Consider the following 18,968-nt stretch of genomic DNA (forward strand, 5'->3'; position numbering starts at 1 on the left):
CCCGACGCACAAAGCTCCTCGTCTGTCGAATGACCCCGACCTCCGTGCGGAGACCGGGCAGCAAGGGAAGAGGGAACGACCGTGAGTTCGCAGGACGGCACTGAAGTGTCCGGGACCGACATCGCCATCGTGGGCATGGCGGGGCGCTTCCCGGGCGCCGACAGCGTGGGGGAATTCTGGGAGCTGCTGCGGGCCGGACGCGAGGGCATCGCGCGGTTCAGCGACGAGGAGCTCGCCGGGGCCGGCATACCGGCGGCGCTGCGCGCCGACCCGGCGTACGTGCCGGCGCACGGCATCCTGCCGGACGTCGACCTCTTCGACACCGGGTTCTTCGAGCTGACCCCCGCGGAGGCGGAGGTCATCGACCCGCAACAGCGGCTGTTCCTCCAGAGCTGCCACACGGCACTGGAGGACGCCGGGTACGACCCGCGCCGCTACGACGGCCTGATCAGCGTCTACGGCGGCGCGGCGATCAACACCTACCTCCAGCAGAACGTGCTGCCCCGCATCGACCAGACCGCCACCTCCGACCACTTCAAGGTGATGGTCGGCAACGACAAGGACTTCCTGGCCACGCGGGTCAGTTACAAGCTGGACCTGCGCGGCCCGAGCTACAGCGTCCAGACGGCCTGCTCGACCTCCCTGGTGGCGATCCACCTCGCCTGCCAGGGGCTGGTCAACGGCGAGTGCGACATGGCGCTGGCCGGCGGCGTGACGGTCAAGCTGCCGCAGACCCGCGGCTACCTGTACGAGGAAGGCGCGATCCTCTCCGCCGACGGCCGGGTGCGCACCTTCGACGCGGACGCCAGCGGCACCGTGCTCGGCAACGGCGTCGGGATCGTGGTCCTCAAGCTCCTGGAGGACGCCGTCAACGACGGCGACACCATCCACGCCGTCATCAAGGGCACCGCGACCAACAACGACGGCTCCCTGAAGGTGAGTTACGCCGCCCCCGGCAAGGAGGGCCAGGCCGCCGTCATCGCCGAGGCGCACGCCGTCTCCGGCACCGAGCCGCGGAGCGTGACGTACGTCGAGGCGCACGGCACCGCCACCCGGCTCGGCGATCCGGTGGAGGTCTCCGCGCTCACCGACGCGTTCCGCCGCGGCACGCAGGACACCGGCTTCTGCGCGATCGGATCGCTCAAGTCCAACGTCGGCCACCTCGACGCCGCCGCCGGCGTGGCCGGCGTGATCAAGACCGCGCTGATGCTGCGCCACCGGGCCCTGGTGCCGACGCTCAACTACGAGCGGCCCAACCCGGCCATCGACTTCCCCGCGACACCGTTCTACGTCAGCACCGAGACCACGCCCTGGACCGCGGACGGGCCACTGCGGGCCGGCGTGAGCTCGTTCGGCATCGGTGGCACCAACGCGCACGCCGTCCTCCAGGAGGCCCCGCGGCAGGAGCCGTCCGGCCCCTCCGGGCACGACGCGCACGTGCTGGTGCTGTCCGCCAAGACCGGCACGGCACTGGAAACCCTCACCGACGCCCTCGCCGACCACCTCGACCAGCACCCCGACACGGACCTCGCCGACGCCGCCTACACCCTCGCCGTGGGCCGGCAGGCCCACCGGTACCGGCGGGCGGTCCTCGCTGCCGACCGCGCCGAGGCGGTACGGCTCCTGCGGGAGCGGTCCGAGCCCGGCTGCGTCACCGGCGACGGCGACCTCCGCGGCGGCCAGCGGACCTTCACCCCCGACGGCGAGCCGTCCGGGCGGGAACTCCTCGAAGCCGTGCGCACCGCCTGGCTCGACGGGGCGGAGGTGGACTGGGCGACCCTCTACGCCGACGAGCGCCGCCGCCGCATCCCCCTGCCCACCTACCCGTTCGAGGGCCGGCGGGTCTGGCTCGACCCCGAGGACCCGGACGCGCCGGACGCCGCGGACCGCGCGCCGGCGCGCCTGCACCCGCTGATCGGCGCCAACGTCTCCACCCTCGCCGAGCACCGCTACGCCACCGCCCTGACCGGCCGCGAGTTCTACCTCGCCGGGCACCGGGTCGGAGGCGAGGCCATCATGCCCGCCGTCGGCTACCTGGAGATGGCCCGCGCCGCCGGGGCGCTCGCCCTGCCCACGGCCGGGTCGGGCGGGCCGTCCCTGCACCGGGTCGCCTTCGAGCGGCCGCTGTCCTTCGCCGGGGGACCGCGGACGGTGCACATCCGGCTCCTCCCGCACGGCGACGGCGCGCGGTTCGCGATCGCCGACGGGCCGGGCGGCACGGACGGCGAACCCGAGGTCTTCGCCCGCGGCGAACTCACCGTCCGGCCCCCGGCCGCCCCGCCCGCCCCCGTCGACCCGGCCGCCCTCACCGAGCGCTGCCCGGACCGGCTCGCCGCGCCCGAGCTCTACGCCCTGCTGCGGGACCGCGGCCTCGACTACGGCCCGGCCATGCGCGCCCTGCGCGTACTGCACCGCGGCGACGCGCAGGCACTGGGCGTCCTCGAACTTCCCGAGCTGCCCGAACTTGCCCAACTGGAGGAAACGGCCGAAGGGTTCGGGACGGCCGGGTCGGCGGACGGGACCGCGCCCGGCGACGCCGCCGGCTTCGTCCTGCACCCCTCGCTGCTCGACGGCGCCCTGCACGCCGTGGTCGGCCTGCTCGCCGCCGGCGAGGACGAGGGCACCACCTACCTGCCGTTGGCCCTGGGCGGGTTGGAGGTGTTCGCGCCGCTGCCCCGGCACTGCCTCGCGCATGTCACGCTGCTCGCAGCCGGCTCGGGTGAGAAGCAGACCAAGGCGCAGGTCGACGTCCTCGACCCGGAGGGGCGGCTGCTGGCCCGGCTCCGCGACCTGTCCGTGCGCACCGTGCGGGACGACCGACGGAAGCCCGAGAGCGCCCTGTTCGGCAGCGCATGGGAGCCCGCCGGGCACCGCGCGGTGGACCCCACCGCCTCGGACCCCACCGCCTCGGCCCCGACCGCCCCGGTCCCGGCCGGCCCGCGGCTGCTGCTCGCCCACGACCCGGCCCGACGCTCCGCGCTGACCGAGGAACTGCGTGCCGCCGGTGACGGCGAACCCGACGTGGTCCTGGTGACCCCCGGTGCGGAGTTCACCGCGGTGGACGGCGACCACTACACCGTGGACCCGGCCAGCCAGGCCGACTTCGCCGCGATCCTCGACCACCTGGCGGAGAGCGGCCGGACCCCCACCACCGTGCTGCACACCTGGTGCGACGACGCCGCCACCGACGCCACCCAGCCGCTCACCCCCGCCCTGCTCGACCACGGACTGCCCAGCGTCTTCGCCCTCACCAAGGCGCTCCTGGAGCGCCGCGGCGCCGACCGCACCACCGTGCTGGTCGCCCACCGCACCGACGCGGACGGCGCGAGCCCCGCGGCCGCCGCCCTCACCGGCCTGGCCCGCAGCGTCACGCTGGAGAACCCGCGCCTGCTCCACCGCCTGGTCGGCCTGGACGCCGACGCCCCCGTACTGCGCACGCTCGTCGCGGAGCTGACGCTCCTGGAGGACGGGGAGACCGAGACGCGGTACGCCGACGGCATCCGGCAGGTACGCCGCCACCGGCGGCTCGACGCCGTCCCGGCAGCCGCGGACGGCCCGGCGGCGCTCAGGGACGGCGGGGTCTACCTGCTCACCGGCGGCGCGGGCCGGCTCGGCCTGACCCTGGCCGAACACCTCGCGCACCAGGTCACCGCGACCCTGGTGCTGACCGGCCGGACCGAGCCGGGCCCGGAGGCCGAGCGGCGGATCGCCGACCTCCGGGCGACCGGGTGCGAGGTCGTCTTCCGGCGCGCGGACGTGGCCGACGAGGAGAGCCTGGACGAACTGCTCACGGCCGTCCGGGCCGACCACGGCCCGCTGCGCGGTGTGCTGCACGCGGCCGGCACGCTGCACGACGGGTTCCTGCTCCGCAAGAGCTGGGAGGAGTTCACCGAGGTCGTGCGCCCCAAGGTGCACGGCACGGTCCACCTCGACCGGCTCACCGCCGGGGACCCGTTGGACTTCTTCGTCTGCTTCTCCTCCATCGCCGGTGTCTTCGGCAACCCGGGGCAGAGCGACTACGCCTACGCCAACGCCTTCCTCGACGCGTTCGCCGAGCGCCGCCGCGCCCAGGTGGCGGACGGCCGCCGCCCCGGCCGCACCGTCTCCCTCGCCTGGCCGCTCTGGCGGGACGGCGGTATGCGCCAGGACGAGGACGCCGCCCGGGCGCTGCGCCACCGCCTCGGCCTGGTTCCGATGCCGACGGCCGACGGCCTGGCGGCGTTCGACGCGGCACTGCGCCAGGACGGCGGTGCGGTCCTGGTCGGATACGGGGACCCGGACCGGGTCGCGGCGGCGCTCGCGCCGACCCCCGTGCGGACCGTGGCACGGCCGTCCGCGGCCCCGGGGACGGCCCGGACGGAGCTGTCCGAGGCGGACCTCACCGCGTGGGTGGGGACCTTCCTGCGCGAGCTGCTCGCCGAGACGACCAAACTCGACCCGGCGGAGCTCGACCTGCGGGTGCCCTTCGACCGCTACGGCATCGACTCGCTCGTCATCACCGCGCTCAACGCCGAACTCGACCGGCACTTCGACGCGCTGCCCAAGACCCTGTTCTTCGAGTACGCCACCCTGGAGGAACTGGCGGGGTACTTCGTCGCGGAACACGCTGCCCGCCTGCGCGAACTGGCCGGCCCCGCCGGGTCGGACGGAGCAGACGGGTCGGACGGTGCGGCAGCGGAGGCGGAGACCGCGGAGGTCGCCGGCATCGTTGACGGTGCCGGTGCCGGCACCGCCCGGGAGGAAGCCGCGCCCGTCGCCGCCCGCACCGCTCCCGCAGCCCCGGCCCCCGCTCCGGACGCGCCGTACGACGACGCCGTCGCCGTCATCGGGCTCACCGGCCGCTACCCCATGGCCGACGACCTGGACGCGTTCTGGCAGAACCTCGCCGACGGCCGCGACTGCATCACCGAGATCCCCGCCGACCGCTGGGACCACGCGCGCTACTTCGACCCGGACCCGTCCGCCCGCGGCCGCGCCTCCTCCAAGTGGGGCGGCTTCCTGCGCGACATCGACCGCTTCGACCCGCTGTTCTTCGGCATCTCCCCCCGCGAGGCGGAGCTGATGGACCCGCAGGAGCGCCTGTTCCTGCAAACCTCATGGCACGTCCTGGAGGACGCCGGATACCGCCGGGACGCCCTGTCCGAGCACAGCGTGGGCGTCTTCGTCGGCGTGATGTACGGCGAGTACCAGCTCTACGGCGCGGCCGACGCCGAGCGCGGCGGCATCAGGGTCACCGGCTCCTCGTTCGCCTCGATCGCCAACCGCGTCTCCTACACCCTGGGCCTGACCGGGCCGAGCATCGCCCTGGACACCATGTGCTCGTCGTCCCTGACCGCGATCCACCTGGCCTGCGAGAGTCTGCGCAGGGCGGAGAGCGAGGTGGCCATCGCGGGCGGGGTGAACCTCTCCCTGCACCCGTACAAGTACGTCTTCCTCAGCCAGGGCAGGTTCGTCTCCGCCGACGGTCGGTGCCGGGCCTTCGGCGCCGGCGGCAGCGGCTACGTCCCCGGCGAGGGCGTCGGGGCGGTGCTGCTCAAGCCACTGGCCGCGGCGGTGCGGGACGGCGACCACATCTACGGAGTGATCCGCGGCCACGCCGTCAACCACGGCGGCCGCACCAACGGCTACACCGTGCCCAACCCGCACGCGCAGGCCGACGCGGTACGCCGGGCACTGCACGGGGCGGGACTCGAACCGTCGGACATCGGCTACGTCGAAGCACACGGCACCGGCACCTCCCTGGGCGACCCGATCGAAATCGCCGGACTCGCCAAGGTCTTCGGCACCGCGACCCCGGACGGGCACCGGTGGCCCATCGGCTCGGTGAAGTCCAACATCGGCCACCTGGAGTCCGCGGCCGGCATCGCCGGGCTGACCAAGGTGCTGCTGCAGTTCCGGCACCGGCAACTCGTCCCCTCGCTGCACTCCGAGGAGCTCAACCCGAACATCGACTTCGGGCGCGCGCCGTTCCGGGTGCAGCGCGCGGCCGCCGACTGGCCCGAGCCGGACGCGGCAGCCGGCCCGTCGCCCCGCCGGGCCGGGCTCAGCTCCTTCGGCGCGGGCGGCTCCAACGCCCACCTGGTCCTGGAGGAGTACCGGGACGGCCCCGCCCGCACCGACGCCCCCGTGGCCGGCCAGCGCTTCGCACGGCCGCTGGTCTTCCCGCTCTCCGCGCGGGACACCGAGCGGCTGGACGCCTACGCCGACCACCTCGCCGACTTCACCGAGCGCGCCCACGTCCGCGCCGAGGACCTCGCCCACACCCTCCAGCACGGCCGCGAGGTGTGGGAGGAGCGCCTGGCGGTGGTCGCCGAGGACGGCGCCACGCTCGTCCGCGCGCTGCGCGCCCACCGCGCCGGCACCCCGGACCCGGCACTGCTGCGGGGCGGCGCCACCGACCCCGCACCGCAGCACCAGGACGATCCGGCCGCCGCGCTCGCCGCCCGGTGGACGCACGACGGCACCGCCGACTGGGACGCGCTGCGCCCCGGTGACGGCGCGCCGCCGCGCCGCATCCCCGCCCCGCACTACCCGTTCGCCCGCGAGCGCTACTGGGTCCCCGCCGCCGACCGGAGCCAGCACGGGCCCGCCGCGGCGCCCGCCCGCCCGCACCCGCTCCTCGACGCCAACGAGTCCACCCTCGACGAGGTCCGCTTCCGCCGGACCTTCCACGCCGACGAACCCCTGGTGCGCGACCACCTCATCGACGGCCGGCCGCTGCTGGCCGGCGCCGCCTGCCTGGAGATGGCCCGGGCCGCGGCCGAACTGGCCGGACTCGCCGACGCACACTCCCTGCGGGACGTGCTGTGGGGCCGGCCGGTGGTGATCGAGGACCGGACGCGCGACGTCTTCGTCACCCTCGCCCGCCCGGCCGGCCGGAGCGACGCCACGGACCGGGAACTGGCCTTCACCGTCTGGACCCCGAACGGCGCGGAGCGCACCGTCCACGTACGCGGCACGGTCGGCGCACCGCCCCCCGCCGAGCGGTCCGCGCCCGCCGACCTCGACGCACTGCGCGCGGCCTGCCCGCAGCACCGGGACGGCGCCGCCGTGCAAGACACCTACCGGGCCGCACGGTTCGCCTACGGAACCTCCTTCGACGTCATCGAGGACGTCCACTTCGGGCCCGGCGGCGCACTGGTCCGCCTCGCCCTGCCCGAGACGGACGCCGCCCCGGCGGAACTGCTGCCGCCGGCGCTGCTCGACGGCGCACTCCGCGCCTGCCACTGGGCGGACCTGCCGCGACCGGCGGAGGACCGGCCGCTCGCCGTGCCGTTCAGCCTCGGCGCGCTGGAGGTCCGGGCTCCGCGGGAACCACTGCCCCGCATCTGCTACGCGCACGCCGTCCCCGTCGGCGACGCGGACCCGGCCTCCGGGCTGCGGCAGTTCGACGTCCGCATCCTCGACGCGTCCGGGACCGAACGGGTCCGCATCGAGAACTTCGGCGGCCGGCACCTCGGAGCCGGCGCGGACCGGCTCCCCGCGGACCGGCTCCCCGCCGACCCGACCGGAACCGCCCGCCCCGCCACCGCCGACGACCCGTTCTTCTACCAGCAGGTGTGGCAGGACCAGGACCTCCCGTCGGCCACCCGCGCCGACGGCGACGCCGACGCCGTTCTCGTCCTGGGGGACGGCGGCAACACCACCCGGGCCCTGGCCGCACAGGGCGGCGGACGCCGCGTCATCGACGTCCGGGCGGCGACGGACTTCGCCCGCACCGGCCCCGACCAGTACACCGTCGACCCCACCCGCTCCGCCGACTTCGCCCGGCTGCTGACGGACCTGGGGCAGGAGGGCGTCCGTTCGCTGGACGTCGTCCACCTGTGGGGCCTGACCACCGAGCCGGTCGACTACGGGACCGGCGGCGCCACCGAGCAGGCGGGCGCGGCCCTCGACGCGGCCTTCGCGCGCGGACTGCACGCCCTGCGCGCCCTCGTCCGGGCGGTGGACACCGTCCGCCCCGCCGGACGCGTGCGCTGCGCCTACGTACTGGCGGAGGACGCGTCCGGACCGCGCCCCGACCAGGAGGCCGCGGCAGGGTTCGCGCGGTCCCTCACCGGGGTGCTGCCGGGGTGCGAGCTGTTCACCGTGACCTGCGCGGACGGCCTGGCCGACGGGCCCGCACTGCCGGGCCTGCTGACCGCCGAACTCGCGCAGGACGGGCGGCCGGCCGGTACGGAGGTGCGGTACGGCGCGCAAGGTCGCCAGGTCCGCGTCCTGCGCAGGGTGGACGCGTCCGTCCCGCCGGCCGGGGACGCCCTGCCGCTCAAGCGGCACGGCAGCTACCTCGTCACCGGCGGCACCGGCGGCATCGGCCTGGAGCTGGTACGCCACCTCGCGTCGGTCCACCAGGCCCGACTGGTGCTGGTCAGCCGCTCGGCGGACCGGCCCGCGGCGCGGGCGGCCGCCGACGAACTCGTCGCGCTGGGCGCCGAGGTGCTGCTCGTGGCCGCCGACACCGCTGACCCCGAGGGCATGCGGTCCGCGGTGACGCGCGCCACCGAGCGCTTCGGGCACCTCGACGGCGTCTTCCACCTCGCCGGGGCCGCCGACACGGCCACCGTGCTCGAAGCAGACCGTGCCCGCTTCACCGAACTCCTGGCGACCAAGGCCCACGGCGTCCGGCTGCTGGACGCGCTCACCGCCGATCAGCCGCTCGACCTGTTCGTGGTGTTCTCCTCCATCGCCTCCGTCGTCGGCGACTTCGGCACCTGCGCCTACGCCGCGGCCAACCGCTTCCTGGACTCCTACGCGGCACAGCGCGACGCGCGGGTCCGTGCCGGGCAGGCCACCGGCCGGACCCTGGCGCCCGCCTGGCCCCTGTGGCGGATCGGCGGCGTGGACGCCCTGATGGGCGAGGAGGAGCGCGCCGGATACCGGCGGCGCACCGGTATGCGGGAGTTCAGCGCCGCGGAAGGGCTGCGGGCCCTGGAGCTCGCCGGGCGGACCGGACTGGTCCGGCTGGTCCCGGCGCTCGGTGACCTCGCGGCCGTCGACGCGGCCCTGACACCGCGCACTGGCGGCGCGGGCGCCGGCACCCCGGCCGGCGGGCCGCCGCCCGCGGCCGGCACGGCCCCCGCCACCGGCGCCGACCCGACCGCCGCGGCCCTGCTCGCGCAGGTCGGCGAGCATGTGCGGGGACTGCTGTCCGAGGTGCTCGGCCTGGCGGCGGAGCGAATCGACCCGGACACCCCGTTGGACGCCTACGGCCTCGACTCTGTCCTGGTCATGGAGACCAACGCGCATCTCGACCGGGACTTCCCCGGTGCCCGCGCGACCCTGCTGTTCGAGTACCGGACGGTGCACGACCTCGCGCAGTACCTGCTGCGCGAACACGCCGATGCCGTAAGGACGTTGTTCCCCGCCGCACCGCGGGAGGAGGCGGCGCGGGCCGACCGCGCGGCAGCCGAGGAGCGCCCGACCCCGAACCCGGCCCCGGCCGTGCCCACGCAGGGACCGGCGCCGGCCGACGACGACATCGCCATCATCGGCATCAGCGGACGCTACCCGCAGGCCCGCGACCTGACGGAGTTCTGGGAGAACCTGCGCCAGGGCCGGGACGCGGTCACCGAGGTGCCCCGCGACCGCTGGGACGCCGACGCCCACTTCGACGGCGACCCCGCGACCCCGGGCACCAGCTACGGCAAGTGGGGCGGCTTCCTGTCCGACGTGGACGCCTTCGACTCGCTGTTCTTCCGGATTCCACCGTCCCAAGCCAAACTGATGGACCCCCAGGAACGCCTGTTCCTGGAGGCCGCCTGGTCGGCACTGGAGAACGCCGGCTACCCGCCGTCCCGCCTGCCGCGGCCCCGCTACGGCGGCCAGGGCCGCGACGTCGGCGTGTTCGCCGGCGTGATGTGGGGCGACTACGCCCAGCTCGCCGCCGAGGAATCGGCCCACGGCAACCACCACACGGTGCTCGCCAACCGCTCCGCGATCGCCAACCAGGTCTCCTACGCCGGTGACTTCCGCGGACCGAGCGTGGTGGTGGACACCGCGTGCTCGGCCTCGCTGGTCGCCCTGCACCAGGCATGCGAGAGCGTGCGCCGGGGCGAGTGCCGCTACGCACTCGCCGGCGGCGTCAACGTCTCCGCGCATCCGCTGAAGTACGCCCACCTCAGCCGGATGCGGATGCTCGCCACCGACGGGCGGTGCCGGTCCTTCGGCGCCGGCGGCGACGGCTACGTGCCGGGCGAGGGCGTGGGCGCGGTACTGCTCAAGCGGCTCTCGGAGGCGGTCGCCGACGGCGACCACATCCACGCCGTGATCAAGGCGACCGCGGTGAACCACGGCGGCCGCACCGGCGGCTACACCGTGCCCAACCCACAGGCCCAGCAGGCGCTCATCGAAGAGGCCCTGGACCGGGCCGGCATCGACCCGCGCACCATCGGCTACGTCGAGGCGCACGGCACCGGGACCGCCCTGGGCGACCCGATCGAGCACACCGCGCTGGCGCTGGCCTTCGCCCGGTCCCCGCAGCCCGCGGGCGGCCATGTGCTCGGCTCGGTGAAGTCCAACATCGGCCACCTGGAGGGCGCCGCCGGCATCGCCGGGGTGACCAAGGCCGTACTCCAGCTCGCACACGGCGAGTTGGTCCCCTCGCTGCACTCCGAGGAACTCAACCCCCACATCGACTTCGCCCGTTCCCCGTTCCGGGTGCAGCGCACCCTCGCCCCCTGGCCCCGGCCGGTCGTCGAAACCGACCGGGGGCCGGTGGAGCAGCCGCGGCGGGCGAGCGTCAGCTCGTTCGGCGCGGGCGGCACCAACGCGCACGTGATCCTGGAGGAGTACCGGGCCCCGGCGGACCGCCCCACCGCCGCCTCCGACGGCCCCGAGCTGATGGTGCTCTCCGCCCGCAGCCCCGAACGACTGCGGGCCTACGCCGCGGAGCTGGCCGCCTTCCTCCGCCGCGAACGACCCGCCCTCGCCGAGGCCGCGCACACCCTGCGGGCCGGCCGGGAAGCCCTGCCCGAACGGCTGGCCTTCCTGGCGTCCGACCTCACCGACGCCGCCGAGAAGTTCGCGGCGTGCGCCGACGGGGCCCCGGGCACCTGGGCGGTCCTCGGCAACGCCGAACAGCACGCCGCGCTCGCGGACGTGTTCACCGGGGGAGCGGGCCCCGACTTCCTCCAGACACTGGCCGCCGGCGGCGACCGCACCCGGCTCGCCCGGCTCTGGGTGTCCGGCGCCTTCTCCGACTGGACGGCGGTCGACGCGGCGGCACCGCACCCGCACCGCACCGTGCCCCTGCCCAGCTACCCGTTCGAACGCGCCCGGCACTGGCTGCCGACCACCCGCGGCGGACAGCCCGCCGCCCCGGCCGGCCCCCGGCCCGTGGGGTCCCGTCCGGACGCCCCGCACGAGGCGTCCCACACCCTCACCCCGGCCGATCCGGTCGTCCGCGACCACGTCGTCCACGGCACGCGGGTGCTGCCCGGCGTCGGCCATCTCGGCCTGGTCGCCGGAGCCCTGGGCGACGGCGCGGCGCGGGTCTTCCGGGACGTCCGCTGGCTCTCCCCGGTCCTGGTGCCGGAACGCGGCACCGCGCTCACCCTGACGTTCGGGCCCGGCCGGCCCACCCCGGAAGGCGACGGGACCGCGCACGACTACCGGATCTCCGCCGCCCCGGGAGGCGACCCCGTCCACTCGGTCGGCCAGGTGCTCGACACCGCACCGGACCACCCCGCACCGCTGGCGCTCGACCTGATCCGGGCGGACTGCCCGCACCGGGTCGGCCACGAGGAGCTCTACGCCGGGCTCCGGCGGCGCGGCCTGCACTACGGCCCGTACTTCCGGCGGGTGGAGCAGGTCTGGACCGGCGAGCGGACCGTCCTCGCCCGACTGCGCGCCCCCGAACCGCAGCACCGCACCACCACCCGCCCCGACCCGCTCGACCCGGGCGCCCTCGACGCGGCGCTGCACCCGCTGGCCCTGCTGCTCGGCGATGCGGCGGACGCGGGCGGCCGGGCGCTGCTGCCGTTCGCCGCGGACCGGATCGAACGGCACGCCCCGGTGCCCGGCGACGGCTGGTCCTGCATCCGCGCCCTGGGCTCGCACCGGTTCGACGTGACCGTCGCGGACGACACCGGCCGGGTCTGCGTGCGGATCCTGGGCCTCGTACTGCGCCCGTCGAAGGCGACGGCCGGTATTGACTACCGGCCGCGCTGGGCGGTCGCTCCCCGAACCGGCACCGTTGAGGACGCCCCCGCCCCCCGGACGGTCCTCACCGTCGCCGCGGAGCAGGCCGCGCCCCTCGCGGACGCCCTGGAGCGCGCCCACCCGGGCGCGGAGCACGTACGGCTGACGCTCGGCGCCGGCGGCCTCGGCGAGCAGGAGGTGGCCGACGCCCTGGCCCGCGCCCCGCGGACCGACCTGGTGTACTTCCTCGGGGTCGACACACCGGGCCAACTGCCAGACAGCGCTGAGGAGTTGAGTCAGGCGCAGGACCGCGGTGTGGTCTCGCTCCACCGTCTGGTGCGGGGCCTGGACCGGGCCGGCCTGCTCGATCGCCCGCTCCGACTCAAGGTGCTCACCGCCGACGGCCTCCCGCTCGGCGAGACGGACCGGGTGCACCCGCCGGCCGCCGGACTGATCGGCTACTGCGAGGTCGCGACCAAGGAGTTCCCGCAGCTGAACACCGCCTGTCTGGACGTGCGCGGTACCGAACTCGCCGACGGCGTCCGCGCGTTGGTCGAGGAGCCGGCCCGGGCCAAGGCCCGGCCGGTGTCCCTGCGCGGCCATGTCCGCCGGGAGCGCCGGCTCGAAAGGGTGGAACTGCCCGCCGCGCCGCCGCGCTTCCGCGACCGCGGCGTGTACCTCGTCCTCGGCGGTCTCGGGGTGCTCGGCCGGGACACCGCCCGGTACCTGGCCCGCACCTACCGGGCCCGGCTCGTCCTGGTCGGGCGCGGCCCGCTGGACGCGGAGCGCAGCGCCTTCCTGGCGGAGCTGGAGCAGTTGGGCGGCGAGGTGCTGTACACGCCGTGCGACGCCGCCGACGCGGTGGCGCTGCGGCAGGTGGTCGACGAGGCCAAGGCCCGGTTCGGCGCCCTGCACGGCGTGATCCACTCCGCGATGGTGCTGGTGGACCGGCCGATCCGGGACCTCGACGAGGCGCAGCTGCGCAGCGCCCTCACGGCCAAGGCGGACACCGTCCGGAGCATGTTCCACGCGCTCCGCGGCGAGCCGCTGGACTTCGCGCTGCTCTACTCCTCCGCGGTCACCCTGGAGGGCAACCACGGCCAGGCCGGATACGCGGCGGGCTGCCACATCGCCGACGCCTGGGCACTGGCCGCGGCGCAGACCGTGCCGTACCCCGTCCGCATCATCAACTGGGGCTACTGGCACGCCGCGGGCGACGCCCACCGGGAGCGGGTCCTGCGCCGCTTCGCCGCCGCGGGCATCCGACCGATCGGCGCCGACGAGGGCCTGGCCGCCGTCGAACGGGTGCTGTCCGGCGCCCTGTCGCAGCTGCTGGTGGTCAAGGCGGAGCCCGGCATCCTCGCCGGTCTCGGCGTCGACCCGGACACCGTGCTGCGGCCGCAGCCGGGCCCGACGCCGGCCCCCGCCGCCCCCGCCGTCGACCCGGCGGGCCCGGACGAGACCGGCGCCCAGCAGCACGTGCCGGACGGCCCGGACGCCTCCGCCGAAGCCTCCGCGGAGACCGAGCGGCTCGCCCGGAGCCTGTTGGTCGGCGCCCTGCGCACGAGGGGCGTGCTGCACCGGCCCGGCGAGCGGCACACCCGCGCCGGGCTGTGCTCCCGCCTCGGCGTCGCCGCCGGCCAGGAGCGGCTGCTCGACCTGCTCGTCGACGTCCTGCTGCGCGGCGGTTACCTCCGCGCCGAGGGCGACCAACTGGTCGCCACGGACCGGCTCGACGACGCGGACCTGCGCGGCTGCCTGGACCGGCCCGAGGCGGCGGCCGACCACCTGACCGGGCGCCACCCCTCGACCGGCCCGGTGGTCACCCTGCTGCGGCGCTGCCTCGACGCGCTGCCCGCCGTCCTGACCGGGGCCCGCAGCCACCTGGAGGTGCTCTTCCCCGGCGGCTCGTTCGACCTGGTCGAGGCGGTCTACGCCGGGGACCCGGCCGCCGGCCGGTGCAACGACCAGGTAGCCGGCACCGTGCTGCGGTACGTGGCGGAGCGCCTGCGCAGGCAGCCCGGCGACCGCATCCGGGTGCTGGAGGTGGGCGCGGGCACCGGTGGAACCAGCGAAGGGGTGCTGCGGCGCCTCGCCGACGCGGGCCACGGCGCGCACGTCGAGTACGTCTACACCGACGTCTCCGACGGGTTCGTCCGGCACGGCCGCCGGCGCTTCGGCGCCGACCACCCGTTCGCCGCGTTCCGCGTGCTGGACATCGAACGGGACCCGGCCGCGCAGGGCTTCGAGGCCGGCGGCTACGACCTGGTGCTGGGCACCAACGTGTTCCACGCGACCAGCCGGATCGACCGCACCCTGGCGCACACCAAGCAACTGCTGCGGACCAACGGCCTGTTGGTGGTCAACGAGGGCGTCGAACTCCGGGACCAGATGTCACTGATCTTCGGACTGGCCACCGGCTGGTGGCTCTTCGAGGACGCGGAGTATCGGCTGCCGCGGTCCCCGCTGCTCGGACTGACCGCCTGGCGCGACGTCCTCGCCCAGAACGGCTTCCGCAGCGTCACCGCCCGCCCCCGACCGGGCGGCGCCGGGGGCGCCACCTACCAGCGCGTGCTGGTCGCCGAGAGCGACGGCCTGGTACCCGTACCGGCCGTCGGGCCCGCCCCCGCCGCCGGGCCGGAACCCACGGCCCGGCCCGCGCAGCCCCCGGCCGCCGCCCCCGCACCGGCCCCCGGCGATCCGGCCGCGCCGGACCCGGTCCGCGCCGCGGAACTCCGGGTGCGGGCGGTCTTCGCCCGCGTCCTGGAGATGTCCGAGGACCTCCTCGACCCCACGTCCACCTTCGAGAACTACGGCGTCGACTCCCTCGTCGCCCTGACCCTCACCAAGGAGCTGGAACCGGACTTCGGCCCGCTCCCGACGACCCTGCTGTTCGAGCACATCACCATCGAGCGGCTGGCCCGCCACCTCGCGACCCTGGGGACGGGCCCGACCGGACCCGCTGCCGGGACCGGCGCGGCGGCCGACCCGCCGCCCGCGCCCGCGACAACGGCCCCCGGCACGCCGGACAACGGGCTCGCACAGATCGTCGGCGGCCTCTCCGACGCGGAGGTGGACCGCCTGCTCCACCAACTGAGCACCGTTCTCCAGGAACAGGAGGAGCAGCGATGACCACACCCTTCAGCGCCGTCCTGATCGGGGAGGAACCGCTCCTCGCCGAATGCGGCGAACACCTGCTCACCCGCGGCCACCAGGTGGTCGCCGTGGTCGCCGCCGACCCGGGGCTGCGCCGCTGGGCGGCCGAGCACGACCTGACCGTCCTCGCCCCCGGCCGGGACCTGCTGGAACGGCTGCGCCCCCTGCGCTTCGCCTACCTCTTCAGCATCACCAACCTGAGGATGCTGCCCGACGAGGTCCTGGCGCTGCCCGAGCGCATGCCCGTCAACTTCCACGACGCGCTGCTGCCCCGGCACGCCGGTCTCCACGCCACCAGCTGGGCCGTCCTGGAGGGCGCGACCGAGCACGGCGTGACCTGGCACGTGATGGAACGGGAGGCGGACACCGGCGACCTGCTCAAGCAGCGGACCGTCCCGGTCAAGCCGGACGACACCGCCCACACCCTCAACCTCGCCTGCTACGAGGCCGCCGCCGACTCCTTCGGCGAACTGGTCGACGAGCTGGCCGCCGGCACCGAGGTGCGCACCGCCCAGGACCTGAGCCGGCGCACCTACCACGGCCGCCACGACGGCCCGCCCCGCGAGGGCCTGTTCTCCTGGCAGCGACCGGCCGCGGAACTCGACGCGCTGGTCCGGGCCACCACTCTCGGACCGCACCACAACGCGTTCGGCCTGGCCCTCCTCGCCCTGGGCGAGCGACTGTTCGCCGTCCGGGGCACGGAGGTCACCGCACGCCCCTCGACGAGCCCGCCGGGCACCGTACTGGCCGTCGAGGACACCGCCGTCGTCGTCGCGACCGCGGACCTCGACGTGCGGTTGACCGAACTCGTCGACCTGGACGGACCGGTGGCCGGAGAGGCGGAGCCGCTCCGCCCCGGCGACCGGTTCACCCAGCTCGACGGTGCCGCGCTGGAGCGCTGGACGTCCACCGTCGGCGCGGCCCGCCGACACGAGACCCACTGGCTGCGGCGCCTCACCGAACCGGCGCCCCTCGACGTGCCCTGGGCGGACGGGGAACCGGGCGGGGAGACGGGCGGGCAGCCGGGTGGGGAGACCGCCGACGGCACGGCGACCGGCACCGGCACGGCGACCGGCACCGGCACGGCGACCGGCACCGGCACGGCGACCGGCACCGGCACGGCGACCGGCACCGGCACGGCCTCCGGCACCGGCACGGCGGCGCCGTACGTGCTGCTCGACGACGCCCTCGCTCCCGACGGGACGGAGGGCGGGGCCCGGCTGCTCGCCGCGCTGCTGCTGTTCCTCGGCCGGATGGCCGGGGGCGGCACCGGCGGCTTCGACATCGGGCTGCGCCTGCCCGCCGGCCCGGACGCCGGCGCGGGCCCGAGCCCGCTGCGGGCCGACGTGCCCTTCCGCACCCCCGCGATACCCGTCGGGCAGAGCGTGGCCGCGTTCACCGACGCGGTCGCCGCACAGCTCGCCGAGGTACGGCGGCGGGGCGCACCGCTGCGCGGGGTGCAGTTGCGCGCCCCCCGACTCCGCGGCCCCGCGGCCCCGTCCGGTGCCGCGCTGCCCGTCACCGTGGACCTGACCGGCCGCCCCGGCCCCGCCCGCCGGCCGGCCGGCCCCGCCCTCACGGTCCGACTCGGCCCGCCCGGTGAGCGGCCCCGGCACCTCGCCTTCGAACCGGCCGACCCCGCCCGGTCCGACGCCGCGCGCCGCCTCGCCGACCGCTTCGGCCACTTCCTCCGCCTCACCGTCGAACAGCCCGCCGAGGACGCCGGGTTGCTCCCCCTGCTGACCGAGGACGAGAGCCGCCGGGTGCTCGACACCTGGAACGACACGGTGGCCGACTACCCCGGCGACCGCTGCGTCCACCAGCTCTTCGCGGAGTGGAGCCGCCGCCAACCGGACGCGCCCGCCGCCCGGTTCGGCGACACCGTCCTCACCTACGGCGAGCTCGACCGCCGCTCGGACCGGCTCGCCCACCGCCTCGCCCGCCTCGGCGCCGACCCCGGCACCCTCGTCGGAGTGTTCCTGCACCGCTCCACGGACCTGCTCACCGGCCTGCTGGCGGTGCTCAAGACCGGGGCGGCGTACGTGCCGTTGGACCCGGTCTATCCGGCCGAGCGGATCCGGAACATGCTGACCGACTCCGGCGCCCTCCTGGTGCTCACCGAGTCCGCGCTCTCCTCCGCCCTGCCGGCCGACTGCCCCTCCCGGGTCGTCGAGCTCGACGCGGCCGACGAACCGCCCGCGGACACCGCCGAGGACTTCCAGGACCGGGCGTCCGCGAAGGACCCGGCGTACGTCATCTACACCTCCGGATCCACCGGCCGCCCCAAGGGGGTGCGGGTCGGCCACCGCGCCCTGACCAACTTCCTGTGCTCCATGGCCCGCGAGCCCGGCTTCGACCGCACCGACACCCTGCTCGCCGTCACCACCGCCTGCTTCGACATCGCCGGCCTGGAGCTCTTCCTGCCGCTGGTGACGGGCGGCCAGGTCCAGGTGGCCCCGGCCGCGACCGCCGCCGACGGCTTCGCGCTGCGCGCACTGGTCGAGGAGTGCCGGCCGACCGTCATGCAGGCCACCCCGGTCACCTGGCGCATGCTGATCGGCGCGGGCTGGCAGGGCAGCGACGCACTGACCGTCCTGTGCGGGGGCGAGGCGCTCCCCGGCGACCTCGCCGACGGCCTCGTCCGGCGCGCCCGCCGGGTCTGGAACATGTACGGGCCGACCGAGACCACCATCTGGTCCTCCCTCGACCGGGTGGTGGCCGGCGCACCGGTCACGATTGGGCGCCCCCTGGCCAACACACGGATGTATGTGCTCGACGAGCGGCTCCGGCCGGTTCCCCCCGGCACTCCCGGAGAGCTGTACATCGGCGGCGACGGGGTGGCCGACGGGTACCACGAGCGGCCCGACCTCACCGCGCAGAAGTTCCTCGACGACCCCTTCGCCCCCGGCCGCGTCTACCGCACCGGCGACCTGGTGCGGCAACTCCCCGACGGCCGCCTGGCCTACCTGCGCAGGGTCGACAGCCAGGTGAAGGTGCACGGCTTCCGGATCGAACTCGGCGAGGTGGAGACCGTACTGCGGGACCACCCCGCCGTCGCCCAGGCAGCGGTCATCGTGCACGACGACGACAACGGCGACAGCCGCCTGGTGGCCTACCTCGTCGCCGCCGGCACCCCGGCCCCCACCCTCGCCGCCCTGCGCGACCACGTGCAGGCACGGCTGCCCGCCTACATGGCGCCCGCCGTCGTCGTCCCCCTGCAAGAACTCCCGCTCACCCCGAACGGCAAGCTCGACCGCCGGGCACTGCCCGCGCCCGGGGCCGCGGTCCTCGCCGCGCAGAGCGGCGGGACGGCGCCGGAAGGCCCACTGGAACAGCGGATCGCCGGGATCTGGCAGGCGGCGCTCGGTGCCCCGACGGTCGGCGTCGACGTCAACTTCTTCGACGCCGGCGGCGATTCGCTCCGGCTGACCCGGGTGGTGGCGCGACTCCGGGCGGAGCTGAACCCGGCGCTGAGCCGCCTGGACATGTTCCGCCATCCGACGATCCGGGCGATGGCCCGGCACCTCGCCGGCGACCGGGCGGCGGCGCCCCCGCCGGGGCCCGTCCGCCCGGCGGGCCGGGACCGCGCCCTGCTCGGGGCCCGCCGCCGCCGGACCAGCACCTGACACCGGCCCCGCACCGCGACGGACAGCCGAACCCCTTCCAAGGAGAGC

At 75.8% G+C, this 18,968-nt stretch carries 2 protein-coding genes; both read left to right on the forward strand.

What is annotated here, in order from left to right; all coding sequences use genetic code 11:
• The first annotated feature begins 81 nt into the window (after window positions 1-81).
• Window positions 82-15,270 carry an SDR family NAD(P)-dependent oxidoreductase gene (locus ACO0M4_RS02755; RefSeq protein ID WP_430367918.1) on the forward strand — a complete coding sequence of 5,063 codons (15,189 nt, stop codon included), beginning with the start codon at window positions 82-84 and terminating at the stop codon, window positions 15,268-15,270.
• A complete protein-coding gene (locus ACO0M4_RS02760; RefSeq protein WP_430367919.1) occupies window positions 15,267-18,920 on the forward strand; it encodes an amino acid adenylation domain-containing protein in 3,654 nt (1,217 codons plus the stop codon). The genes ACO0M4_RS02755 and ACO0M4_RS02760 overlap by 4 nt, the downstream gene beginning before the upstream one ends.
• Window positions 18,921-18,968: the final 48 nt, after the last annotated feature.

Origin of the sequence: Streptomyces sp. RGM 3693 (genome assembly GCF_050471125.1) — a bacterium.
Classification (GTDB): Bacteria; Actinomycetota; Actinomycetes; order Streptomycetales; family Streptomycetaceae; genus Streptomyces.

Coding starts and splice junctions, on each gene's coding strand:
- ACO0M4_RS02760 (WP_430367919.1), top strand. CDS start 15,267: ATGACCACACCCTTCAGCGCCGTCCTGATCGGGGAGGAACCGCTCCTC.